Annotated in this window: 15 protein-coding genes; 8 read left to right on the top strand and 7 right to left on the bottom strand. The window is 67.3% G+C overall.

Annotation, left to right across the window (positions count from 1 at the left end; genetic code table 11):
- The first annotated feature begins 27 nt into the window (after positions 1–27).
- Genes tsaD through U1839_RS07770 form a run of 3 tightly spaced genes read left to right on the top strand, consistent with a single transcriptional unit; the run spans position 28 to position 2,566 of the window.
- A complete protein-coding gene (gene tsaD, locus U1839_RS07760; protein WP_332803082.1) occupies positions 28–1,062 on the top strand; it encodes a tRNA (adenosine(37)-N6)-threonylcarbamoyltransferase complex transferase subunit TsaD in 1,035 nt (344 codons plus the stop codon).
- Positions 1,059–2,036 (top strand): NAD(P)H-dependent glycerol-3-phosphate dehydrogenase, encoded by a 978-nt coding sequence (locus U1839_RS07765; RefSeq protein WP_332803083.1) that lies wholly within the window; start codon positions 1,059–1,061, stop codon positions 2,034–2,036. Before tsaD ends, U1839_RS07765 begins: the two co-directional genes overlap by 4 nt.
- Positions 2,036–2,566: a DUF1697 domain-containing protein gene (locus U1839_RS07770; RefSeq protein ID WP_332803084.1), complete on the top strand. Its 531-nt coding sequence runs from the start codon at positions 2,036–2,038 to the stop codon at positions 2,564–2,566. The genes U1839_RS07765 and U1839_RS07770 overlap by 1 nt, the downstream gene beginning before the upstream one ends.
- Positions 2,567–2,571: 5 nt before the next feature.
- Here the strand turns inward: U1839_RS07770 and U1839_RS07775 are convergent, their stop codons facing one another.
- Positions 2,572–2,733 (bottom strand): DUF1674 domain-containing protein, encoded by a 162-nt coding sequence (locus U1839_RS07775; RefSeq protein WP_332803085.1) that lies wholly within the window; start codon positions 2,731–2,733, stop codon positions 2,572–2,574.
- On the opposite strand from U1839_RS07775, the gene U1839_RS07780 reads away from it, so the two are divergent.
- The 4 genes from U1839_RS07780 to purH all read left to right on the top strand — a co-directional run bounded on the left by U1839_RS07780 (position 2,732) and on the right by purH (position 8,152).
- Entirely contained in the window at positions 2,732–4,051 is a 1,320-nt protein-coding gene (locus U1839_RS07780; protein WP_332803086.1) for an RsmB/NOP family class I SAM-dependent RNA methyltransferase, read from the top strand. The genes U1839_RS07775 and U1839_RS07780 overlap by 2 nt on opposite strands.
- A gap of 40 nt (positions 4,052–4,091) precedes the next feature.
- Positions 4,092–4,754, top strand: a complete 663-nt coding sequence (gene rpe / locus U1839_RS07785) for a ribulose-phosphate 3-epimerase (protein ID WP_332803087.1) — start codon at positions 4,092–4,094, stop codon at positions 4,752–4,754.
- A gap of 53 nt (positions 4,755–4,807) precedes the next feature.
- Positions 4,808–6,487 carry a heparinase II/III family protein gene (locus U1839_RS07790; protein WP_332803148.1) on the top strand — a complete coding sequence of 560 codons (1,680 nt, stop codon included), beginning with the start codon at positions 4,808–4,810 and terminating at the stop codon, positions 6,485–6,487.
- A gap of 99 nt (positions 6,488–6,586) precedes the next feature.
- Entirely contained in the window at positions 6,587–8,152 is a 1,566-nt protein-coding gene (purH, locus tag U1839_RS07795) for a bifunctional phosphoribosylaminoimidazolecarboxamide formyltransferase/IMP cyclohydrolase (protein WP_332803088.1), read from the top strand.
- 173 nt (positions 8,153–8,325) lie between these two features.
- Here the strand turns inward: purH and U1839_RS07800 are convergent, their stop codons facing one another.
- The 6 genes from U1839_RS07800 to U1839_RS07825 all read right to left on the bottom strand — a co-directional run bounded on the left by U1839_RS07800 (position 8,326) and on the right by U1839_RS07825 (position 16,118).
- Positions 8,326–9,846: a lipopolysaccharide biosynthesis protein gene (locus U1839_RS07800; RefSeq protein ID WP_332803089.1), complete on the bottom strand. Its 1,521-nt coding sequence runs from the start codon at positions 9,844–9,846 to the stop codon at positions 8,326–8,328.
- Between the two features lie 13 nt (positions 9,847–9,859).
- Complete coding sequence (locus tag U1839_RS07805; protein ID WP_332803090.1) at positions 9,860–10,705, bottom strand: hypothetical protein; 846 nt, start codon at positions 10,703–10,705, stop codon at positions 9,860–9,862.
- Positions 10,702–13,485: a DNA polymerase I gene (polA, locus tag U1839_RS07810; RefSeq protein ID WP_332803091.1), complete on the bottom strand. Its 2,784-nt coding sequence runs from the start codon at positions 13,483–13,485 to the stop codon at positions 10,702–10,704. Before polA ends, U1839_RS07805 begins: the two co-directional genes overlap by 4 nt.
- A gap of 95 nt (positions 13,486–13,580) precedes the next feature.
- Entirely contained in the window at positions 13,581–13,967 is a 387-nt protein-coding gene (locus tag U1839_RS07815) for a response regulator (RefSeq protein WP_332803092.1), read from the bottom strand.
- Positions 13,968–14,028: 61 nt separating this feature from the next.
- Positions 14,029–14,652 (bottom strand): response regulator FixJ, encoded by a 624-nt coding sequence (gene fixJ, locus U1839_RS07820; RefSeq protein ID WP_332803093.1) that lies wholly within the window; start codon positions 14,650–14,652, stop codon positions 14,029–14,031.
- A complete protein-coding gene (locus U1839_RS07825; RefSeq protein ID WP_332803149.1) occupies positions 14,652–16,118 on the bottom strand; it encodes a PAS domain S-box protein in 1,467 nt (488 codons plus the stop codon). The genes fixJ and U1839_RS07825 overlap by 1 nt, the downstream gene beginning before the upstream one ends.
- Before the next feature lie 164 nt (positions 16,119–16,282).
- Here U1839_RS07825 and U1839_RS07830 point away from each other — a divergent pair, with 164 nt between their 5' ends.
- Entirely contained in the window at positions 16,283–16,942 is a 660-nt protein-coding gene (locus U1839_RS07830) for an OmpW/AlkL family protein (RefSeq protein ID WP_332803150.1), read from the top strand.
- Positions 16,943–17,110: the final 168 nt, after the last annotated feature.

A 17,110-nucleotide genomic window follows, 5' to 3' on the forward strand; every position in this document is an offset into this window, starting at 1 on the left:
GGCGCGCGAATCCCTAGATGCCACGCAATGGCATTGATCCTCGGCATCGAATCCTCCTGTGATGAAACTGCGGCGGCACTGGTCACCTCGGATCGACAGGTGCTGGCCCACCGCCTCGCGGGCCAGGAGGCGGCGCATCGCCCGTTCGGCGGCGTCGTGCCCGAAATCGCTGCGCGCGCGCATGTCGATGCGCTGATCCCGCTGGTCGAGTGCGCGCTGGCCGATGCCGGCGTTACGCTCGCCGATGTCGATGCCATTGCGGCGACCGCCGGGCCGGGGCTGATCGGTGGAGTCATGGTCGGTCTGGTCACCGGCAAGGCGCTGGCGCACGCCGCCGGCAAGCCGCTGATTGCGGTCAATCATCTCGAAGGCCATGCGCTCAGCCCGCGGCTCGCCGATCCCGACCTTGCCTTTCCCTATCTGCTGCTGCTCGTCTCGGGCGGGCACTGCCAGCTGCTCGAAGTGCGCGGCGTCGACGATTATCGCCGGCTCGCCACGACGATCGACGACGCCGCGGGCGAAGCGTTCGACAAGACCGCCAAGCTGCTCGGTCTGGGCTTTCCCGGCGGTCCGGCGGTCGAGCGCGCTGCCATGCTCGGCGATTCGTGCGCCGTCCCGCTGCCGCGTCCGTTGCTCGGTACGGCCGAACCGCATTTCTCCTTTGCCGGGCTGAAGAGCGCGGTGCTGCGCGCGCGCGACACCGGTCGCTACCGCGCCGAGGACATTGCCGCGTCGTTCCAGCAGGCAGTGGTTGATTGCCTGCTCGATCGCACCAAACGCCAGCTCGCCTCGGCGTCCGGCATCACCGCGCTGGTCGTTGCCGGTGGGGTCGCCGCGAACACGGCGGTGCGCGCGGCGCTGCAGGAGCTTGCCCGAGCCCATGACCTGCGCTTCGTCGCCCCACCCTTATGGCTGTGCACCGACAATGCCGCGATGATCGGCTGGGCCGGTGCCGAGCGTTTTGCCGCCGGTCTGACCGATCCGCTCGATTTCCCGGCGCGGCCGCGATGGCCGCTCGATCCGGGTGCCGAGGCGGTGCGCGGCGCCGGGGTGAAGGCATGAGGATCGGCGTCATCGGCGGCGGCGCCTGGGGCACCGCACTGGCGCAGGTCGCGGCGCAGCGTGGCGATCCTGTCATGCTATGGGCGCGCGAGCCCGAGGTCGTCGCGGCGATCAACGCGGACCATGAGAATCCGCTGTTTCTCGCCGGAGTCGCCCTGTCGCCAGCAGTGGAGGCGACGGGGGCGCTGGGCGACCTGGCGTCATGTGACGCGCTGCTGGTCGTGGTGCCTGCCCAGCATGTCCGTGCGGTGCTGGGCGATACGCTGGTCGGCGACACACCATTGGTGCTGTGCGCCAAGGGTATCGAGGCCGGGACGCGCCTTTTGGTCAGCGAGGTTGCCGCAGCGGTCCAGCCGGCCGCGCCGATTGCCGTGCTGTCCGGCCCGACCTTCGCGCATGAGGTCGCCGCCGGCCTGCCGACCGCGATCACGCTCGCCTGTGCCGACGAGGCGATCGGTACGGCACTGGCGGATCGGCTCGCCTTTCCCGCTTTCCGGCCCTATTTCTCGACCGATGTGATCGGCGCCGAGATCGGCGGCGCGGTTAAGAATGTGCTCGCCATCGCCTGCGGCGTGGTCGAGGGCGCCGGGCTCGGCCAGAATGCCCGCGCCGCGTTGATCGCGCGGGGCTTTGCCGAGATGACGCGCTTCGGCCTGGCGCGCGGCGCCCGCGCCGAGACGCTGGCGGGCCTGTCGGGGCTGGGCGATCTCGTGCTGACCTGCTCGTCGACCAGTTCGCGCAACTTCTCGCTCGGCGTCGGGCTGGGCCAGGGCGGCGCCGCACGCGACCTGCTCGCCGATCGCCGCACCGTCGCCGAGGGTGCGTTCACCGCGCCGGTGTTGCGCGAGGCGGCGCAGGCGGCGGGCATCGACATGCCGGTGACCGAGGCGGTGTGTGCGTTGCTCGACGGTGCCGATGTGCGCGACGTGGTCGGCGCATTGTTGTCGCGCCCGCTCGCCCGCGAGCACGGCTGATGCGCTGGGCCGCTTTGCTCAAGGGCGTCAATGTCGGCGGCAACCGCAAGCTGCCGATGGCCGATCTGCGGACCTTTCTCGCCGATCTCGGTCATGGCGACGTCAAGACGCTGCTGGCGTCGGGCAATGCGGTGTTCGATGCGGACGAAACCGACGCCGCGACGCTCGAGGCGGAGCTCGAGCGGGCCGCGAAGGCTAAGCTTGGACTCGACACCGCCTGGTTGTTGCGCAGCCATGCCGAACTCGCCGCGATCGTGCAGGCGAACCCGTTCGCCGATGCCGCCGCCGCACACCCAAACCACCTGCTGGTCCATTTTCACCGCGACCCCGTGCCCGCCGCGCTGCTCGACGCGCTGGTCCATGATGGCCCCGAGCGACTCAGCGTGCTGGGTCGCGAATTGTTCGTCGATTATCCCGAGGATATCGGCCATTCGAAGCTGCCCCAGGCGATGGCGCGGGCGAAGTTCCCCAAGCTCGCCACGGCGCGCAACTGGAATACGGTGCTCAAGCTTGTCGAACTGACCGCATGAGTTCATCAGAAATCGACGGCGATGCCTTTCAGCGTCCAGTCGCCATAGCGCGTCGGATCCTCGCCGAGCGGATCGCCGTCTGCGTTCTTCACGGGCGCGGGCCTGGGCAGTGGCGGATTTTTCGAGAGATAGGCGGGCGGCTTAACATGTGCGGGACGACGACCCATGGCTGATCTCCGATATGGTCAGGCGCTCTCTGCGCTTCAGCGGCGGCGCGATCAATCCCGCGACGATGCGCCGGGCCTTGCCGCGCGCCGTGCCGCGCTCAAACTGCTCGACGCCGTGCTGCGCCAGGGGCTGCCGCTCGAAGCCGCGCTCAACCGCGCGACCGCCGGGATCGATCGCCCCGATGATCGCGCGCTCGCCCATGCCATCGCCGCCGCGACGCTGCGCCGCCTGCCCGATCTCGACGCATTGATCGATTCTGCCACGAAGCAGAACCTGCCCGACGATGCCAAGGCGCGTTTCGCGCTGCGCATCGCGCTGGCCCAGGTGCTGGTGCTGGCGACGCCGCCGCATGCCGCGATCACCACCGCGCTGCCGCTGGTCGATGGCGGCCCGCGCAAGCTCGTCCATGGCGTGTTCGGCACGCTGATGCGCGGCGAGGCCAAGCTGCCCGCAGTGGCCACGCTGCCGGTGATGGTCGCCGAACGCTGGCGCGCCGCCTGGGGTGATGCGATGGTCGCTGCGGCTGCCGAGGCCATCACCAACCCGCCGCCGCTCGACTTGACCTTGCTCGATCCGGCCGAAACCGACGCGATGGTCGCCGAACTCGACGGCGTCTCGCTGCTCCCCGGCCATGTCCGTCGCGACGCCGGCGGCGTGACCGAACTGCCCGGCTTCGGCGAAGGACGCTGGTGGGTGCAGGATATCGCCGCGTCGCTTCCCGCGCGGCTGCTCGGTCGCGGCACGGGTACGGCGCTCGACCTGTGCGCCGCACCCGGCGGCAAGACGATGCAGCTCGCCAGCGCCGGCTGGTCGGTGACCGCGATCGACGCCTCGGAAAGTCGTCTGGCGCGACTTTCCGAAAATCTCGAACGCACCGGTCTTTCGGCCGAGGTGATCGCCGCCGACCTGCTGACGTGGAAACCGAAGGCGCCGGCCGATGCCGTGTTGCTCGACGCGCCGTGCACCGCGACGGGCATCTTCCGCCGCCATCCCGACGTCATCCACTGTGTCCTCCCGTCGCGGATCGCCGAGATGGCCGCGCTGCAGGCAAAGCTGCTCGCCCGGGCAGCCGATTGGGTGAAACCTGGCGGCCTGCTCGTCTATGCCACATGTTCGCTGGAGCCGGCCGAGGGCGAAGCGCAGGTCGCCGCGCTGCTCGCCGCGCGCAGCGACTATGCGATCGACCCGGTGCGCGCCGACGAGCTTCCTGCCGGTATCGTCCCGGATGCGCAGGGACAGGTCCGTACGCTGCCGGGCATGATCGTGCCCGACGATTGCGACGGATTCTTCATCGCGCGGCTGCGCCGGCGCGGCTAGCACCGGCTTGATAGCCGGGGTGGCCGTGCTACAGGGCGGCATGCAGCACCCTGTCCGTATCGCACCTTCGATCCTGTCGGCCGATTTCGCCAAACTGGGCGAGGAAGTCCGCGCGATCGACGCCGCCGCCGCCGACTGGATACATGTCGACGTCATGGATGGCCATTTCGTCCCCAACATCACGATCGGCCCGGCCGTGGTGAAGGCAATCCGCCCGCACACCAGCAAGCCGCTCGACGTCCATCTGATGATCGCGCCGGTCGACCCGTATCTCGAATCCTTCGCCGAAGCGGGCGCCGACATCATCAGCATCCATGTCGAGGCCGGCCCGCACACCCACCGCAGCCTGCAGTTCATCCGCAAGCTCGGCAAGCGCGCCGGCGTCGTGCTCACCCCGCAGACGCCGGCCAAGGCGCTCGACTATCTGCTCGAAGAGGTCGATCTCGTGCTGGTGATGAGCGTCAATCCCGGCTTTGGCGGCCAGGGCTTCATCCCCAGTTCGGCCCGCAAGATCGAGAGCATCCGCAAGATGATCGACAAGGCCGGTCTGACGGTCGATCTTGAGGTCGATGGCGGCATCGATCCCGTCACGTCGCGCCTTGCCCTCAATGCCGGTGCCGATGCGCTCGTCGCGGGCACGGCCGTGTTCCGTGACGGACCGGCGGGTTATGCGCGCAACATCGCGGCCCTGCGCGGCGCGTGACGGGGCCAGATGACGACAATGCCGGTCCCGACGGCATCGACGAAGGCAAGCGGATGGTACGGCTCGGCGGGGACAAGGGCTTGTCCCTCGCCGAGCGCATTGCCGAGCGCTTCCACCGCCTGACCTGGCGTACCCCGATCCACGGTTTGCGTCTCAAGGGGCGGCATCCGCTCAAGCTCATCGCCGTGCCCGACGATCCCTTCGCCGGCGATGTCGCGCGTGGTCGCGCCATGCTCGACGGGATGCTCAGCTTTCGCGGCGAGCAGCGCCCGATCGAGGCGCTCGACCTCGGCAAGCGCGAGACCAACCGCGCCTTTTCCGATTATGTGCAGGGCTTTTCGTGGCTGCGCGACCTGTCGACGGTCACGACGCGCGCGCAGGCGACGCCGATCGCCGAGCAGCTCATGCGCCGCTGGCTCGATGCGCATGCCGATACCGTCAGCGAACCGGCGTGGCGGGCCGATTTGTGGGGGCGGCGCATCCTGTTGTGGACCGCGCATGCGCCGCTGATCCTGTCGAGCACCGACCTGGTCTATCGTTCGCGCGTGCTCAACACGCTGGCGCGCGGCGCGCGGCACATCGATCGCGGTGCCGACAAGATGGCGCCCGGCGTGCCGCGCATTGCCGCAATATGCGGCGTCGTTGCCGCCGGGCTGCTGATCCCGGGCGGCGACGCGCGCCGCGGTGCGACCGAGGCCGCGCTTGCCAAGGCGGTCGCCGCCTCGGTGTTCGAGGATGGCGGCAGCGTCGCGCGCTCGCCCGTCGCCCAGCTCGACATCATCATGCTCCTGACGATGCTGCGCGAAACCTATGTCGCGCGGCGGCTCGAGCCCCCCGCGATCATCGGCGAAACGCTGGCGCGCCTGGTCCCGGCGCTGCTCGGCGTCACGCTCGGCGATGGTGCCTTGTCGAGCTGGCAGGGCGGTGGCCCGCTGACCGCAGCCTTCGTCGCGCAGGTCGTCGATGCGACCGGCGTCCGGACCCGCCCGCTGCGCCAGGCGCGCGACTGGGGCTATCAACGCCTCGCCGCCGGTGAGGCCGTGGTCATCGTCGATGCCGCGCCGCCGCCGGTCGCACGACTGGTCGAGGGCGGATGCGCCTCCACCCTGGCGTTCGAAATGTCCGACGGCCCGCACCGGCTGGTGGTCAATTGCGGTGGCGCCCGCGCGGCGTTCGCGCAGATCCCGACGACGCTCGCCGACGGGCTGCGCACGACCGCCGCGCATTCGACGCTGATCGTCGGCGATTCGAACTCAACCGCGATCCATGCCGACGGCACGCTCGGGCGTGGCGTCGGCGAGGTCGAGCTGACCCGCCAGGAAAGCGAGACCTCGAGTCGGCTCGAGGCGAGCCATGACGGCTATGCCCGGCGTTACGGCTTTCTCCATCGCCGCCAGCTCGTCATGGCCAGTGATGGGCGCGAACTGCGTGGCGAGGATTCGCTTTTGCCCGCCTCGAAGCGGCGCAAGCTCGGCGCCACGCCCTTTGCCATCCGCTTTCACCTCGGTGCGGGCGTCGGCGTCACGCCGACCGCCGATGGGCAGGCGGCGCTGCTGCGCCTGCCAGGCAACATGGTGTGGCAGTTTCGCTGTCGCGGCGGTGCGCTGGCGATCGAGGAGAGTCTGTGGATCGACGGCGAGGGTCGCCCGATATCCACCAGCCAGCTCGTCGTGACCGGTGAATCGCCAGCGGGTGGTGCGAGCGTCAGCTGGGCCTTGAAGCGCGCGACCTGACAGGCCAAGGGGGCGCCGAATAAAGCATCGTGCTGAAGAGTGGGAACCGGTTTTCAGCTTTTCACGATGCGACAACAAGCGCCATCCCGGGAGCCCCCAATGACCGACATCACGATCCGCCGCGCCCTCCTGTCGGTGTCCGACAAGACTGGCATCGTCGACCTCGGTCGCGCGCTTGCCGGCAACGGCGTCGAACTCGTCTCGACCGGCGGCACTGCCAGGGCGCTGCGCGACGCCGGCCTCGCGGTGAAGGACATCAGCGAGCTGACCGGCTTTCCCGAAATGATGGATGGGCGCGTCAAGACGCTTCACCCCAAGGTCCATGGCGGCCTGCTCGCGGTGCGTGACGACCCCGCCCATGTCGCATCGATGGCCGAGCATGAGATCGGCGCGATCGATCTGGTGGTGGTCAACCTCTACCCGTTCGAGGCGACCGTCGCGAAGGGTGCCGCGCGCGACGAGGTGATCGAGAATATCGATATCGGCGGCCCGTCGATGGTCCGCTCGGCCGCCAAGAACCACGCTTTCGTCGCGATCGTCACCGACCCGGCCGATTATGCGCTGGTCGCCGATGGCAGCACCACGCTCGCCGACCGCAAGCTGCTCGCCGCCAAGGCCTTTGCCGCCACCGCTGCCTATGATTCGATGATCGCCAGCTGGTTCGCCTTTGCCGACCAGGGCGAGCGCTTCCCCGAGACGCTTCCGCTGACGCTCAAGCTCGGCACGACATTGCGCTATGGCGAAAATCCGCATCAGGCCGCCGCCTTCTACACGCCGGCCGGCCCGCACGTCCGCGGCATCGGCCAGGCGCGCCAGGTGCAGGGCAAGGAACTCAGCTACAATAATTACAACGATGCCGACGCCGCGCTCGAGCTGGTCGCCGAGTTCCGCGACGCCGCGCCGAGCTGCGTCATCGTCAAGCATGCCAATCCGTGCGGCGTCGCCACCGCGACGACGCTGGAGGAGGCCTATGCCGAGGCGTTCGCCTGCGACACCGTGTCGGCGTTCGGCGGCATCATCGCGCTCAACCGCCGGCTCGACGCGGCGACCGCGCGGGCGATTACCGGTATCTTCACCGAAGTGGTGGTCGCGCCCGACGCCGACGAGGAGGCGATCGCGCTGTTCGCCGCCAAGAAGAATCTCCGGCTGTTGCTGACGGGCGCACTGCCCGATCCGGCGCGACCCGGCCTCACGGCCAAGACGATTGCCGGCGGCTGGCTGGTGCAGACGCGCGACAATGGGAGCAATCCTGAGCTCAAGGTCGTGACCAAGCGCCAGCCGACCGCGCAGGAGCTGGCGGATTGCCGCTTCGCCTGGACGGTCGCCAAGCACGTCAAGTCGAACGCCATCGTCTATGCCAAGGATGGTGCCACGGCGGGCATCGGCGCGGGGCAGATGAACCGGCTCGAATCCGCGCGCATCGCAGCGTGGAAGGCACGTGACGCCGCCGACAAGGCCGGCTGGACGACACCGCGCACGATCGGCTCGGCGGTCGCTTCGGATGCCTTCTTCCCCTTCGCCGATGGCTTGCTGGCGGCGGTCGAGGCCGGTGCCACGGCTGTGATCCAGCCGGGCGGCTCGATTCGCGACGACGATGTCATTGCGGCGGCGGACGATGCGGGGCTGGCGATGGTCTTCACCGGGATGCGGCACTTCCGCCACTGATTTTTTGGTTCACGCGGAGGCGCGGAGACGCGGAGGTGTTGCGTCTGCCGTGAGGTTGCCCGCGAAAGCGCATATCATCGTCGGCTGCAGCGAAGCGGGAAGGTTTCGCTCATGGGAGACGGGTGCCCCGGGCGCGACACCTCCGCGTCTCCGCGCCTCCGCGCGAACCCAATCTATTCCGCCGGAAGGGTCGCTTCCGACGCCTTGGGGAAGGTGGAGAACAGCGCCCGGTCCTCGGGGCCGAACGCCCAGCGCCACAGCACGAACCAGTAGACCGCGAAAATCGTCGGCAGCCCGATCACCAGTTGCACCCATTCGAAGCGGTGCGGCAGCAGGGTGAAGGCGGACCCCACCAAGATGGTGATCAGCACTGCCCATAACAGCTGCCAGCGCAGCGGTGAGACGCGCGCCTTGAGCAGCCGCGACAACAGGCTGCCCTTGACCAGCGACGACAGCGCCACCGACAACAGCAACGCCAGCGCGGGGCCCGCCGCCTGGTAATTGGTCGGCCAGCTGATCATCCGCATCACCAGGATCAGGGCAAAGCTCAGCGCGACCTGGATGATCAGCATCACGACCGAGATCGTCAGGTTGAGGTGTCGCGCGATATAGACCAGCGCCGATTCGCACACCGCCCCGGTCGAGGCGAGCACTTCGGCGGTCAACAAGAAGCCCAGCGCGGCGGTGCCGGCGACGAATTGCGGGCCGACCAGCCCCATCACCGCTTCACCCGGAATCGATCCCATCAGCGCTAGGCAAGCCTGCGCCGCGATGATCCAGAAGGCGACCTGCCGCACCTGTTGCGCGATCGCCACCTTGTCGCCCCGCGCCAGGCTTTCGGTGATGACCGGACCGAGGATCGGGTCGAAGCTGGTCTTGAGCTTGCCCGGCAACGAAGCGACTTGCTGCGCCATATAATAGATGCCGACGACCTTGGGCTCGAACATCACGCCGAGGATGAAGCGATCAACATTGCGCGTCGCCCATTCGATCGCGTCGGCGCCGGCCAGCGGCACGTTGCGCCGGGCCAGCGCGGCAAGACGACCGGGATGCGGTCGCCACCCGTGCGGCAGACCGAAACTCCGCACGAACGGCACGATCGACGCAACCAGCGCGGCGAACATCGACGCCATGTACGCCAGGATCAGGCCGTCATGCAGCGAGAAGTAGGAGAACACCCACGCGCCGATGCTGATCGTCCATGGCTCGATCACCGCGCGTGCGGTCACCGTCGCCTTGACGTTGCGGCGATAGGCGAGCGCGGCGAGGCTGACATCGGACATCGCGCCCGCGAACACGATCGTCGCGAGCCACGGCTCGGCGCCCGAGATACTGCTGTTGGGATACATGATCTGCGGCAACAGCAGCAGTACGCCGCTGGCGACCAGCGCGGCCAGCAACGTGACGATCAGCGCATCCCATACGACATGTGCTGCCGGGCGGTCGTCCGCCGAAAGCGCCTGCGCCAGCCCGCGCTTGAGCCCCAGCGTCGCCAGCAGCGCGGCCAGCTCGACCACCACCACCGCCAACGCGAAACGCCCAACGAGATCCGGGCCGTAGATCCGCCCGGCGATGAACAGGAAGGGCAGGCGCGCGATCAACCGCAGCGCGAACCCGCTGACATTGGTCCGCCCGCCCTTGGCCAGCGCGGCAATGTCCTGCTCGGCAGCATCGCTGGAAGGGCTTCTCGGCAACGAAGCCGACGAATCAATTGTCAACTGTCGTCCCCGCGTTGATGTCGACGGAAGTCACGGTGAAGTCTGTTGGCGGATCAACCTTCGTGGCATCGGTGCGAATGGTGAATTCGACTTCCTGCCTTTCGTTCTCGCTAAACGATTTCATCCAGTGAGCCGTGACACACCAGCCCGCGCCATCGACGCAACGGCTGACCGCGACATAGTGGATCCGGTCAATCGGAATTCCGCGAAGCGTCGCGGCGGCATCCTTGCACGCGCCCCAATCGGGGCCCGAAATCCGACAGCCGGGCTGCCGATTTGCCGCGCCTGCGGCGATCTTTGCTTTCGCCAGGGCGCGCATCGCAAAATAGGCATCCACCGCTTTGTCACCCGCGACCGCGAAAAACATCGGGTCGGTTCGACCGACGACGGGCGCCAATTGCGCGCAATCTCGTTCCTCGCGATCCCAGTCCGCGGCATCGATGCGCTTATCGGTCGGTGCCAACATTGCGAAAGCCGTAGACTTCCAGAAATCGGTGACATGATGAGGTGGATCACCGGGGGCATTATAGCGCGACGTCGAGAAACTGACATGAACGCTATCGACCTGACACAGCCCCCTAAAGCCAGCCGATGTCGGAGGCTTATAGAGGTCGATGTGGTTGAGCCCCGGCATGTGGATCATTATACCGCCGTCGCCGGACACCGTTGCTTCGCTATAGTTTCCAGCAGTTCCGACCGCACCCAATAGTCGTTCGGCCAGCTGCTGTGGCGACAGCCTACGCGCTACAGCGAGCGTCATGCTGTTTCGGTCGGCAGGCGATGCGGATGCCGCGAGTGGCACAAGCGCCAGCGCGGCCGCGAACCAGCGGGTCAATGCGCGGCGCCCCAGCTCGCGCCGGTGCCGATCTCGATCGCCAGCGGCACGCTCAGCGTCACCGCCGGCGCGGCCGCTTGCGCCATGACGCGTTCGATCACCGGTTTCGCCGCCGCAACATCGCCCTCGGGCAGTTCGAACACCAGTTCGTCATGCACCTGCAACAGCATCCGCACGTTGGGCAGCCCGGCCTCGACGAGCGCCGGCCCCATCCGCGCCATCGCGCGCTTGATGATGTCGGCGCTGGTGCCCTGGATCGGTGCGTTGATCGCGGCGCGCTCGGCGCCCTGGCGGATGTGCTGCACCGACGCCCGGATCTGCGGAAACCACGTCTTCCGGCCGAACAGCGTCTGGGTATAACCCTTTTGCCGCACACCCTCGAGCGTCTCGTTGATATAGGCCGAGATGCCGGGGAAACGGTCGAAATAGCGCGAGATCATCGCCTGCGCCTCGTCGGCGTCGATCTCCAGCCGCGCGGCGAGGCCCCAGCGTGAGATGCCGTAGAGAATCGCGAAGTTGATCGTCTTGGCGCGCCCGCGCGTGTCGCGATTGACCTCGCCGAACAATTCCTTGGCGGTCGCGGCATGAATGTCCTCGCCGCGCAGAAAGGCGTCGCGCAGGGCGGGCACGTCGGCCATGTGCGCCGCCAGCCGCAGCTCGATCTGCGAATAGTCGGCGGCGAGGATGACGTTGCCGGGTTCCGCGATGAAGGCGTCGCGGATCTGCCGCCCGATCTCGGTGCGGATCGGAATGTTCTGCAGGTTGGGATCGGTCGAGGACAGCCGTCCGGTCTGCGCGCCGGTCAGCGAATAGCTGGTGTGGACGCGGCCGGTGTCGCGATCGATCTGCTGTTGCAGCGCATCGGTATAGGTCGATTTGAGCTTCGACAATTGCCGCCATTCGAGCACCAGCCCGGCGATCGCCACGCCTTCCGCCTTCATCTTCTCGAGCACGGTGACGTCGGTCGAATACGCGCCGGACTTGCCCTTCTTGCCGCCCTTCAGCCCCATCTTGTCGAACAGGATCGCGCCGAGTTGCTGGGTCGACCCGATCTGGAAAGGCTGGCCTGCTTCGGCCTGGATATCCGCTTCGAGCCGCGCCATTTCCTGCGCGAACTGGCCCGAAAGACGCGAGAGCTGGTCGCGATCGACCTTGATGCCGGCGCGCTCCATGGCGGCGACGACCGGGATGATCGGGCGGTCGACCATTTCGTACACCCGCGTCGCGCCTTCATAAGCGAGCCGCGGCTTGAAGCGTGTCCACAGCCGCCAGGTGACGTCGGCGTCCTCGCCGCCATAGCGCGTCGCCTGGTCGAGCGGCACCTGCGCGAAACTGATCGCCTTCTTGCCGGTGCCGGTCACGTCCTTGAAGCTGATGCAGCTGTGTTCGAGCGTGGCGTGCGCCACCTCGTCCATGCCGTGACCGCTGAGCGACTGGCCGGCGTCGAGATCGAAGCTCATCACCATCGTGTCGTCGATCGGCGCGACGGACAGGCCGTGGCGGATCAGCACGTTGATGTCATATTTGATGTTGTGGCCGATCTTGAGCACGCTCGGATCGATCAGCAACGGCTTGAGCAGTCGTACCACCTCGGCGCGCGGCAGTTGCGGCGGCACCTCGCCGAACATGTCGTCGCTGCTCTTGTGCGCGATCGGGATGTAGCAGGCCCGGCCCGGCGCGGTGGCGAGGCAGATGCCGACCAGATTGGCCGCCATGCTGTCGAGCGAGTCGGTCTCGGTGTCGATGGCGATCGTGCCGCTGGCATGGCTTTCGGCTATCCACGCCTCCAGCCGCTCGATCGAGGTCACGGTCTCATAGGCGTTGCAGTCGATCGCGGGCAGCGACACGAAATCCGGCGTCGCGGGCGCCGCCGTCGCCGCCGCGGCGGCGACCGGATCGGCCTGGTCGCGGCCCGGCGCATGCGCCGCCATGCGCGACAGCAACGTCTTGAACCCCTGATCCTCGAGAAAGGCGCGCAGCGGCTCGACCGGGATGCCGTCGAGCTTGAGCTCGTCGAGCGTGTGCGGCACCGCGGTGTCGGTGTGCAGCGCGACGAGCTTGCGCGAGAGTCGCGCCATTTCCTCATGCTCGATCAGATTGTCGCGCATCTTGCTCGGCTTCATGCCCGGCGCGGCGGCCAGCACGGCGTCGAGATTGTCATATTCGACGATCAGCTTGGCCGCCGTCTTGGCGCCGATACCGGGCACGCCGGGTATGTTGTCGACCGCATCGCCCATCAGCGCGAGCACGTCGCCCAACTGGTCGGGGCGCACGCCGAACTTCGTCTCGACATATTCCGGGCCGCGCCGCTCGTTCTTCATCGTGTCGAGCATGTCGACGCCCGGCTGGATGAGCTGCATCAGGTCCTTGTCGGAACTGACGATGGTCACGTCCCACCCGGCCGCGACCGCGCGGCAGGTATAGGTGGCGATGATGTCGTCGGCCTCGAATCCCTCTTCCTCGATGCACGGCAGCGAGAAAGCGCGCGTCGCCTCGCGAATCAGCGGGAATTGCGGGATCAGATCCTCTGGCGGCGGCGGCCGCTGCGCCTTGTACTTGTCATAGAGATCGTTGCGAAAAGTGTGCGACCCCTTGTCGAGCACCACGGCGAGGTGGGTCGGCCCCTCCGCCTTGTCGAGCGCGTCGGCGAGCTTCCACAGCATCGCGGTATAGCCATAGACTGCGCCCGCCGGCGTGCCGTGCCGATTCGTCAGCGGGGGGAGCTGATGATAGGCGCGGAAGATATAGCCGGAGCCGTCGACGAGATAGAGATGGGGCATCGCGCGGGGGATAGCAGCGTGGAGCCTTTGCCCCAAGCCTTGGTCGTCCCCGACCAAAAATTCCTCTCTAGACCGGGGTTATCGGTCCGGTTGGCTTATTGGTCGAGCGCGGCGACGAGTTCGTGCTGGCGTAGCGGCTTGGCGAGTACCGCGTCGAAGCCGGCGGACGCCGCGGCATCGCGGCAAACGTCGCTGGCGTGCGCGGTGATCATGATCGCCTTGCCGCGCCAGCCATTGCGCCGGAGCGCGCGCAGCACGCCGAAGCCGTCGCCGTCGGGCAAGCGGTAGTCGGCGATCAACACATCGGCATCGTCGAGCTTGGTGTCGGCGATGATCGTCCCGGCCGCAGCGAACGAGCGCACCTCATAACCGCGCCAGTGCAGCAGCAATTGCAACGAACGCCGTACCGCGTCGTCGTCATCGACCAACAGGATCGTCCGCTTGACCGGCGCTATCTCTTCTTTCGTCTCGGCCTGCGTCATTCATTGTCTCCCGCGCGCACGCTAGTGCCGGCCGGAGGCCCTCGTCGTTACGTAAAAACCCTCAATCCCGCTGTTCCAGGCCGGCGGCAAAGGCGATGCGCAGCGCTTCGGAAAGGCTGTGGACGCCGAGCTTTTCCATCAGATTGGCGCGGTGGACCTCGACCGTGCGCGGCGAGATGCCGAGGTCGAAGGCGATCGTCTTGTTGGGATGGCCGCGTACCAGCCCCTGCAGCACGTCGCGTTCGCGCGGCGTCAGCCCGGCGATGCGCACGCTCGCGGCATGTTCCGACGCGGCCTGCGCGTCGGCATTCTCGATCCGCGCAAAGGCCGCGTCGATCGCCGCCATCAGCGTGGCCTTGTCGAACGGCTTTTCGATGAAATCGACTGCGCCCGCCTTCATCGCCTGCACCGCAATGCCGACATCGCCATGCCCGGTCAGCACGATCACCGGCATGGCGATCCCGCGCGCGTTGAGCTCGCGCTGCACCTCCAGCCCATCCATTTCGGGCATGCGCACGTCGAGCAGAATGCACCCGGTCGGGGCGGCCTTCGCCTCTTTCAGGAAGGCGACGCCCGAGGCATGCGGTCGCACCACGAAGCCCGAGGTCCGCAACAGGAAGCCGGCCGAACGGCGCACCGACTCGTCATCGTCGACCAGATGAATGACCCGGCGTTCCGCACTCATCATGCTTCTCCCGACGGCAAGGTGAATTGCATGATCGTCCCCCCTGTAGCGCTCGCCTCGGCCCAGATGCGGCCGCCATGTGCCTCGACGATCGTTCGACAGATCGAGAGTCCCAGACCCATACCACTATCCTTAGTCGTTGCGAAGGCCTCGAAAAGATGCACCGCGACATCGGGGCTTATTCCCGGTCCCGTGTCGCTCACCGCGATCCGGACCATGTCGTCGGGCAGCACTTCGGTCGCGATGGTCACGTCGCGCGCGGGGCTGTCGCTCATCGCCTCGATCGCGTTGCGCACGAGGTTGACGATGACCTGCTGGATCTGGACGCGATCGGCGAGCACCGTGCGTGCTGCCGGGTCGAGCGCGTAAAAGGCGCGCACGCCGCGCTCGCGCGCGCCGATCAGCGCGAGCCGGCTTGCATCCTCGACCAGCGGTGCAAGGCCTTCGACGCGCTTGTCGACATCGCCGCGCGCCACAAAGGAGCGCAATCGCCGGACGATCGCGCCGGCACGCAGCGCCTCGGTAGCGGCGAGGTCGATCGCCTCGCGCACCGTCGGCAGCATCTCGGCATCGCCGTCGTCGATCATGTCGCGCCCGGCCTCGAGATAATTGGCGATCGCCGTCAGCGGCTGGTTGAGCTCATGCGCCAGCGTCGAGGCCATCGTGCCCATCGCGCTGAGGCGGGAGACGTGAATCAGCTCCGACTGAAGTTCCTTGAGCTGGAATTCGGCGTGCTGCTGCTCGGTCAGGTCGCGGATGAAGCCGGTGAAGATGCGCTGCCCGTCGCTCATCGCCTCGCCGATCGACAATTCCATCGGGAATTCGCTGCCGTCGCCGCGTCGCCCGACGACGATCCGGCCGATGCCGATGATGCGCCGTTCGCCGGTCGCGAGGTACCGACTGATATAGTCATTGTGCCGCGCACTGTCCGAAACCGGCATCAGGATACTGACATTGCGCCCCGCCACATCGGCTTCGGTGAGGCCGAACAGGCGCTCCGCCGCCGCGCTGAACGAGATGATCACGCCACTTTCGTCGACCACGATCATCGCATCGGGCACGGTGGCGAGGATCGAGCGCAAATGCCGTTCGCTCCGCTCCAGCGCCTTTTCCGTTGCCATGCGGTCGGTGATGTCGTGCAGCAGATGCCCGAAACCACGCGCGGTGCCGTCGCTTTCGGTCAGCGCGGTCAGCGTGGCATCGGCGCAGAACTCGGTGCCGTCGCGGCGTACACGCCACACCTCCTGCCGCCACGTTCCCGTGGCGCGCGCCGCAGCCAGATCGCGCGCGGGGGCACCGTCGCGCCTGTCACCCGCCGGGTAGAGCTGGTCGATCCGCGCGCCGACCATCTCGGGCGCGCTCCAGCCGGTCATCGTCGCGGCTCCCTGGCTCCAGTGGGTGATAACCCCGGCATCGTCGAGCAGGCACATCGCGCGATCAGCGAATGTCCGGTCGAGCAGCGCCATCGCGGCATCTCGCGTCGTGTCCTGGATTTCCGTCACGCCGTCATCGTCTCCCCGCCGGCGCCATGGCCGATACGCGCATCTACGTAGCGCCTGCTTTGCGCATCATCAAAGTAGCCTGGACTCGACCCGCCTACTCGCTGCGCCAACAGCAGGAGGAAAAGATGATGCGTTTCGAAGTGATGTTGGCCGGCGCGGCAATGGCCGTGGTTGCGGCGACCCCGGCGGCAGCCCAGATCAAGGCTGGCGACGTGCTGGTCCGTGCGCGGGCGATCATCGTCGCGCCGAACGAGAGTTCCGGCGCGGTGACCCCGAGCTTTCCCGGCAGTTCGGTCGGCGTCGACAACAGCTTCGCGCCCGAGGTCGATTTCACCTGGATGGCGACCGACCATATCGGTGCCGAGCTGATTCTGGCGACGACCAAGCACAACGTCACGGGACGCAGCACGCTCGCCGGGGTCGGCAAGCTGGCCAGCACCTGGGTGCTGCCGCCGACGCTGACGCTGCAATATCATTTCGCGCCGCAATCGCATGTCCGTCCCTATGTCGGCGCGGGCGCGAATTACACCATCTTCTATTCGTCCAAGGCGAGCTCGGAACTTGTCACCGCGATCGGCGCGACCAACGTCCATCTCAACGACAGCTTCGGTTATGCGCTGCAGACCGGCATCGATGTCGATATTTCGAAGAAGGTGTTCGTCAATCTCGATGTCAAATACATCTCGATCCGGACGACCGCGCGGCTGAACACGGGCGCTGCCGTCAACACCGTGCGTGTGCGCCTCAACCCGATCGTCGCGGGTATCGGTCTCGGTATCAGACTGTAACGCAAGGCGTCGATGCATCGGCACTCCCCGCCCGCGTCATAGGGGGCGGGGAGTCCGGTCGCGCTACGGGTAAATACGTAGGCGTCATCGAAGATGGCGGGCGATCTTCGGCTAGAAGCGATGTGGCCACCAATATCTCGCAGAACCGCGCACCCGCTATCCGGTGCG

The organism is Parasphingomonas halimpatiens, from assembly GCF_036663795.1.
GTDB lineage: Bacteria > Pseudomonadota > Alphaproteobacteria > Sphingomonadales > Sphingomonadaceae > Sphingomonas.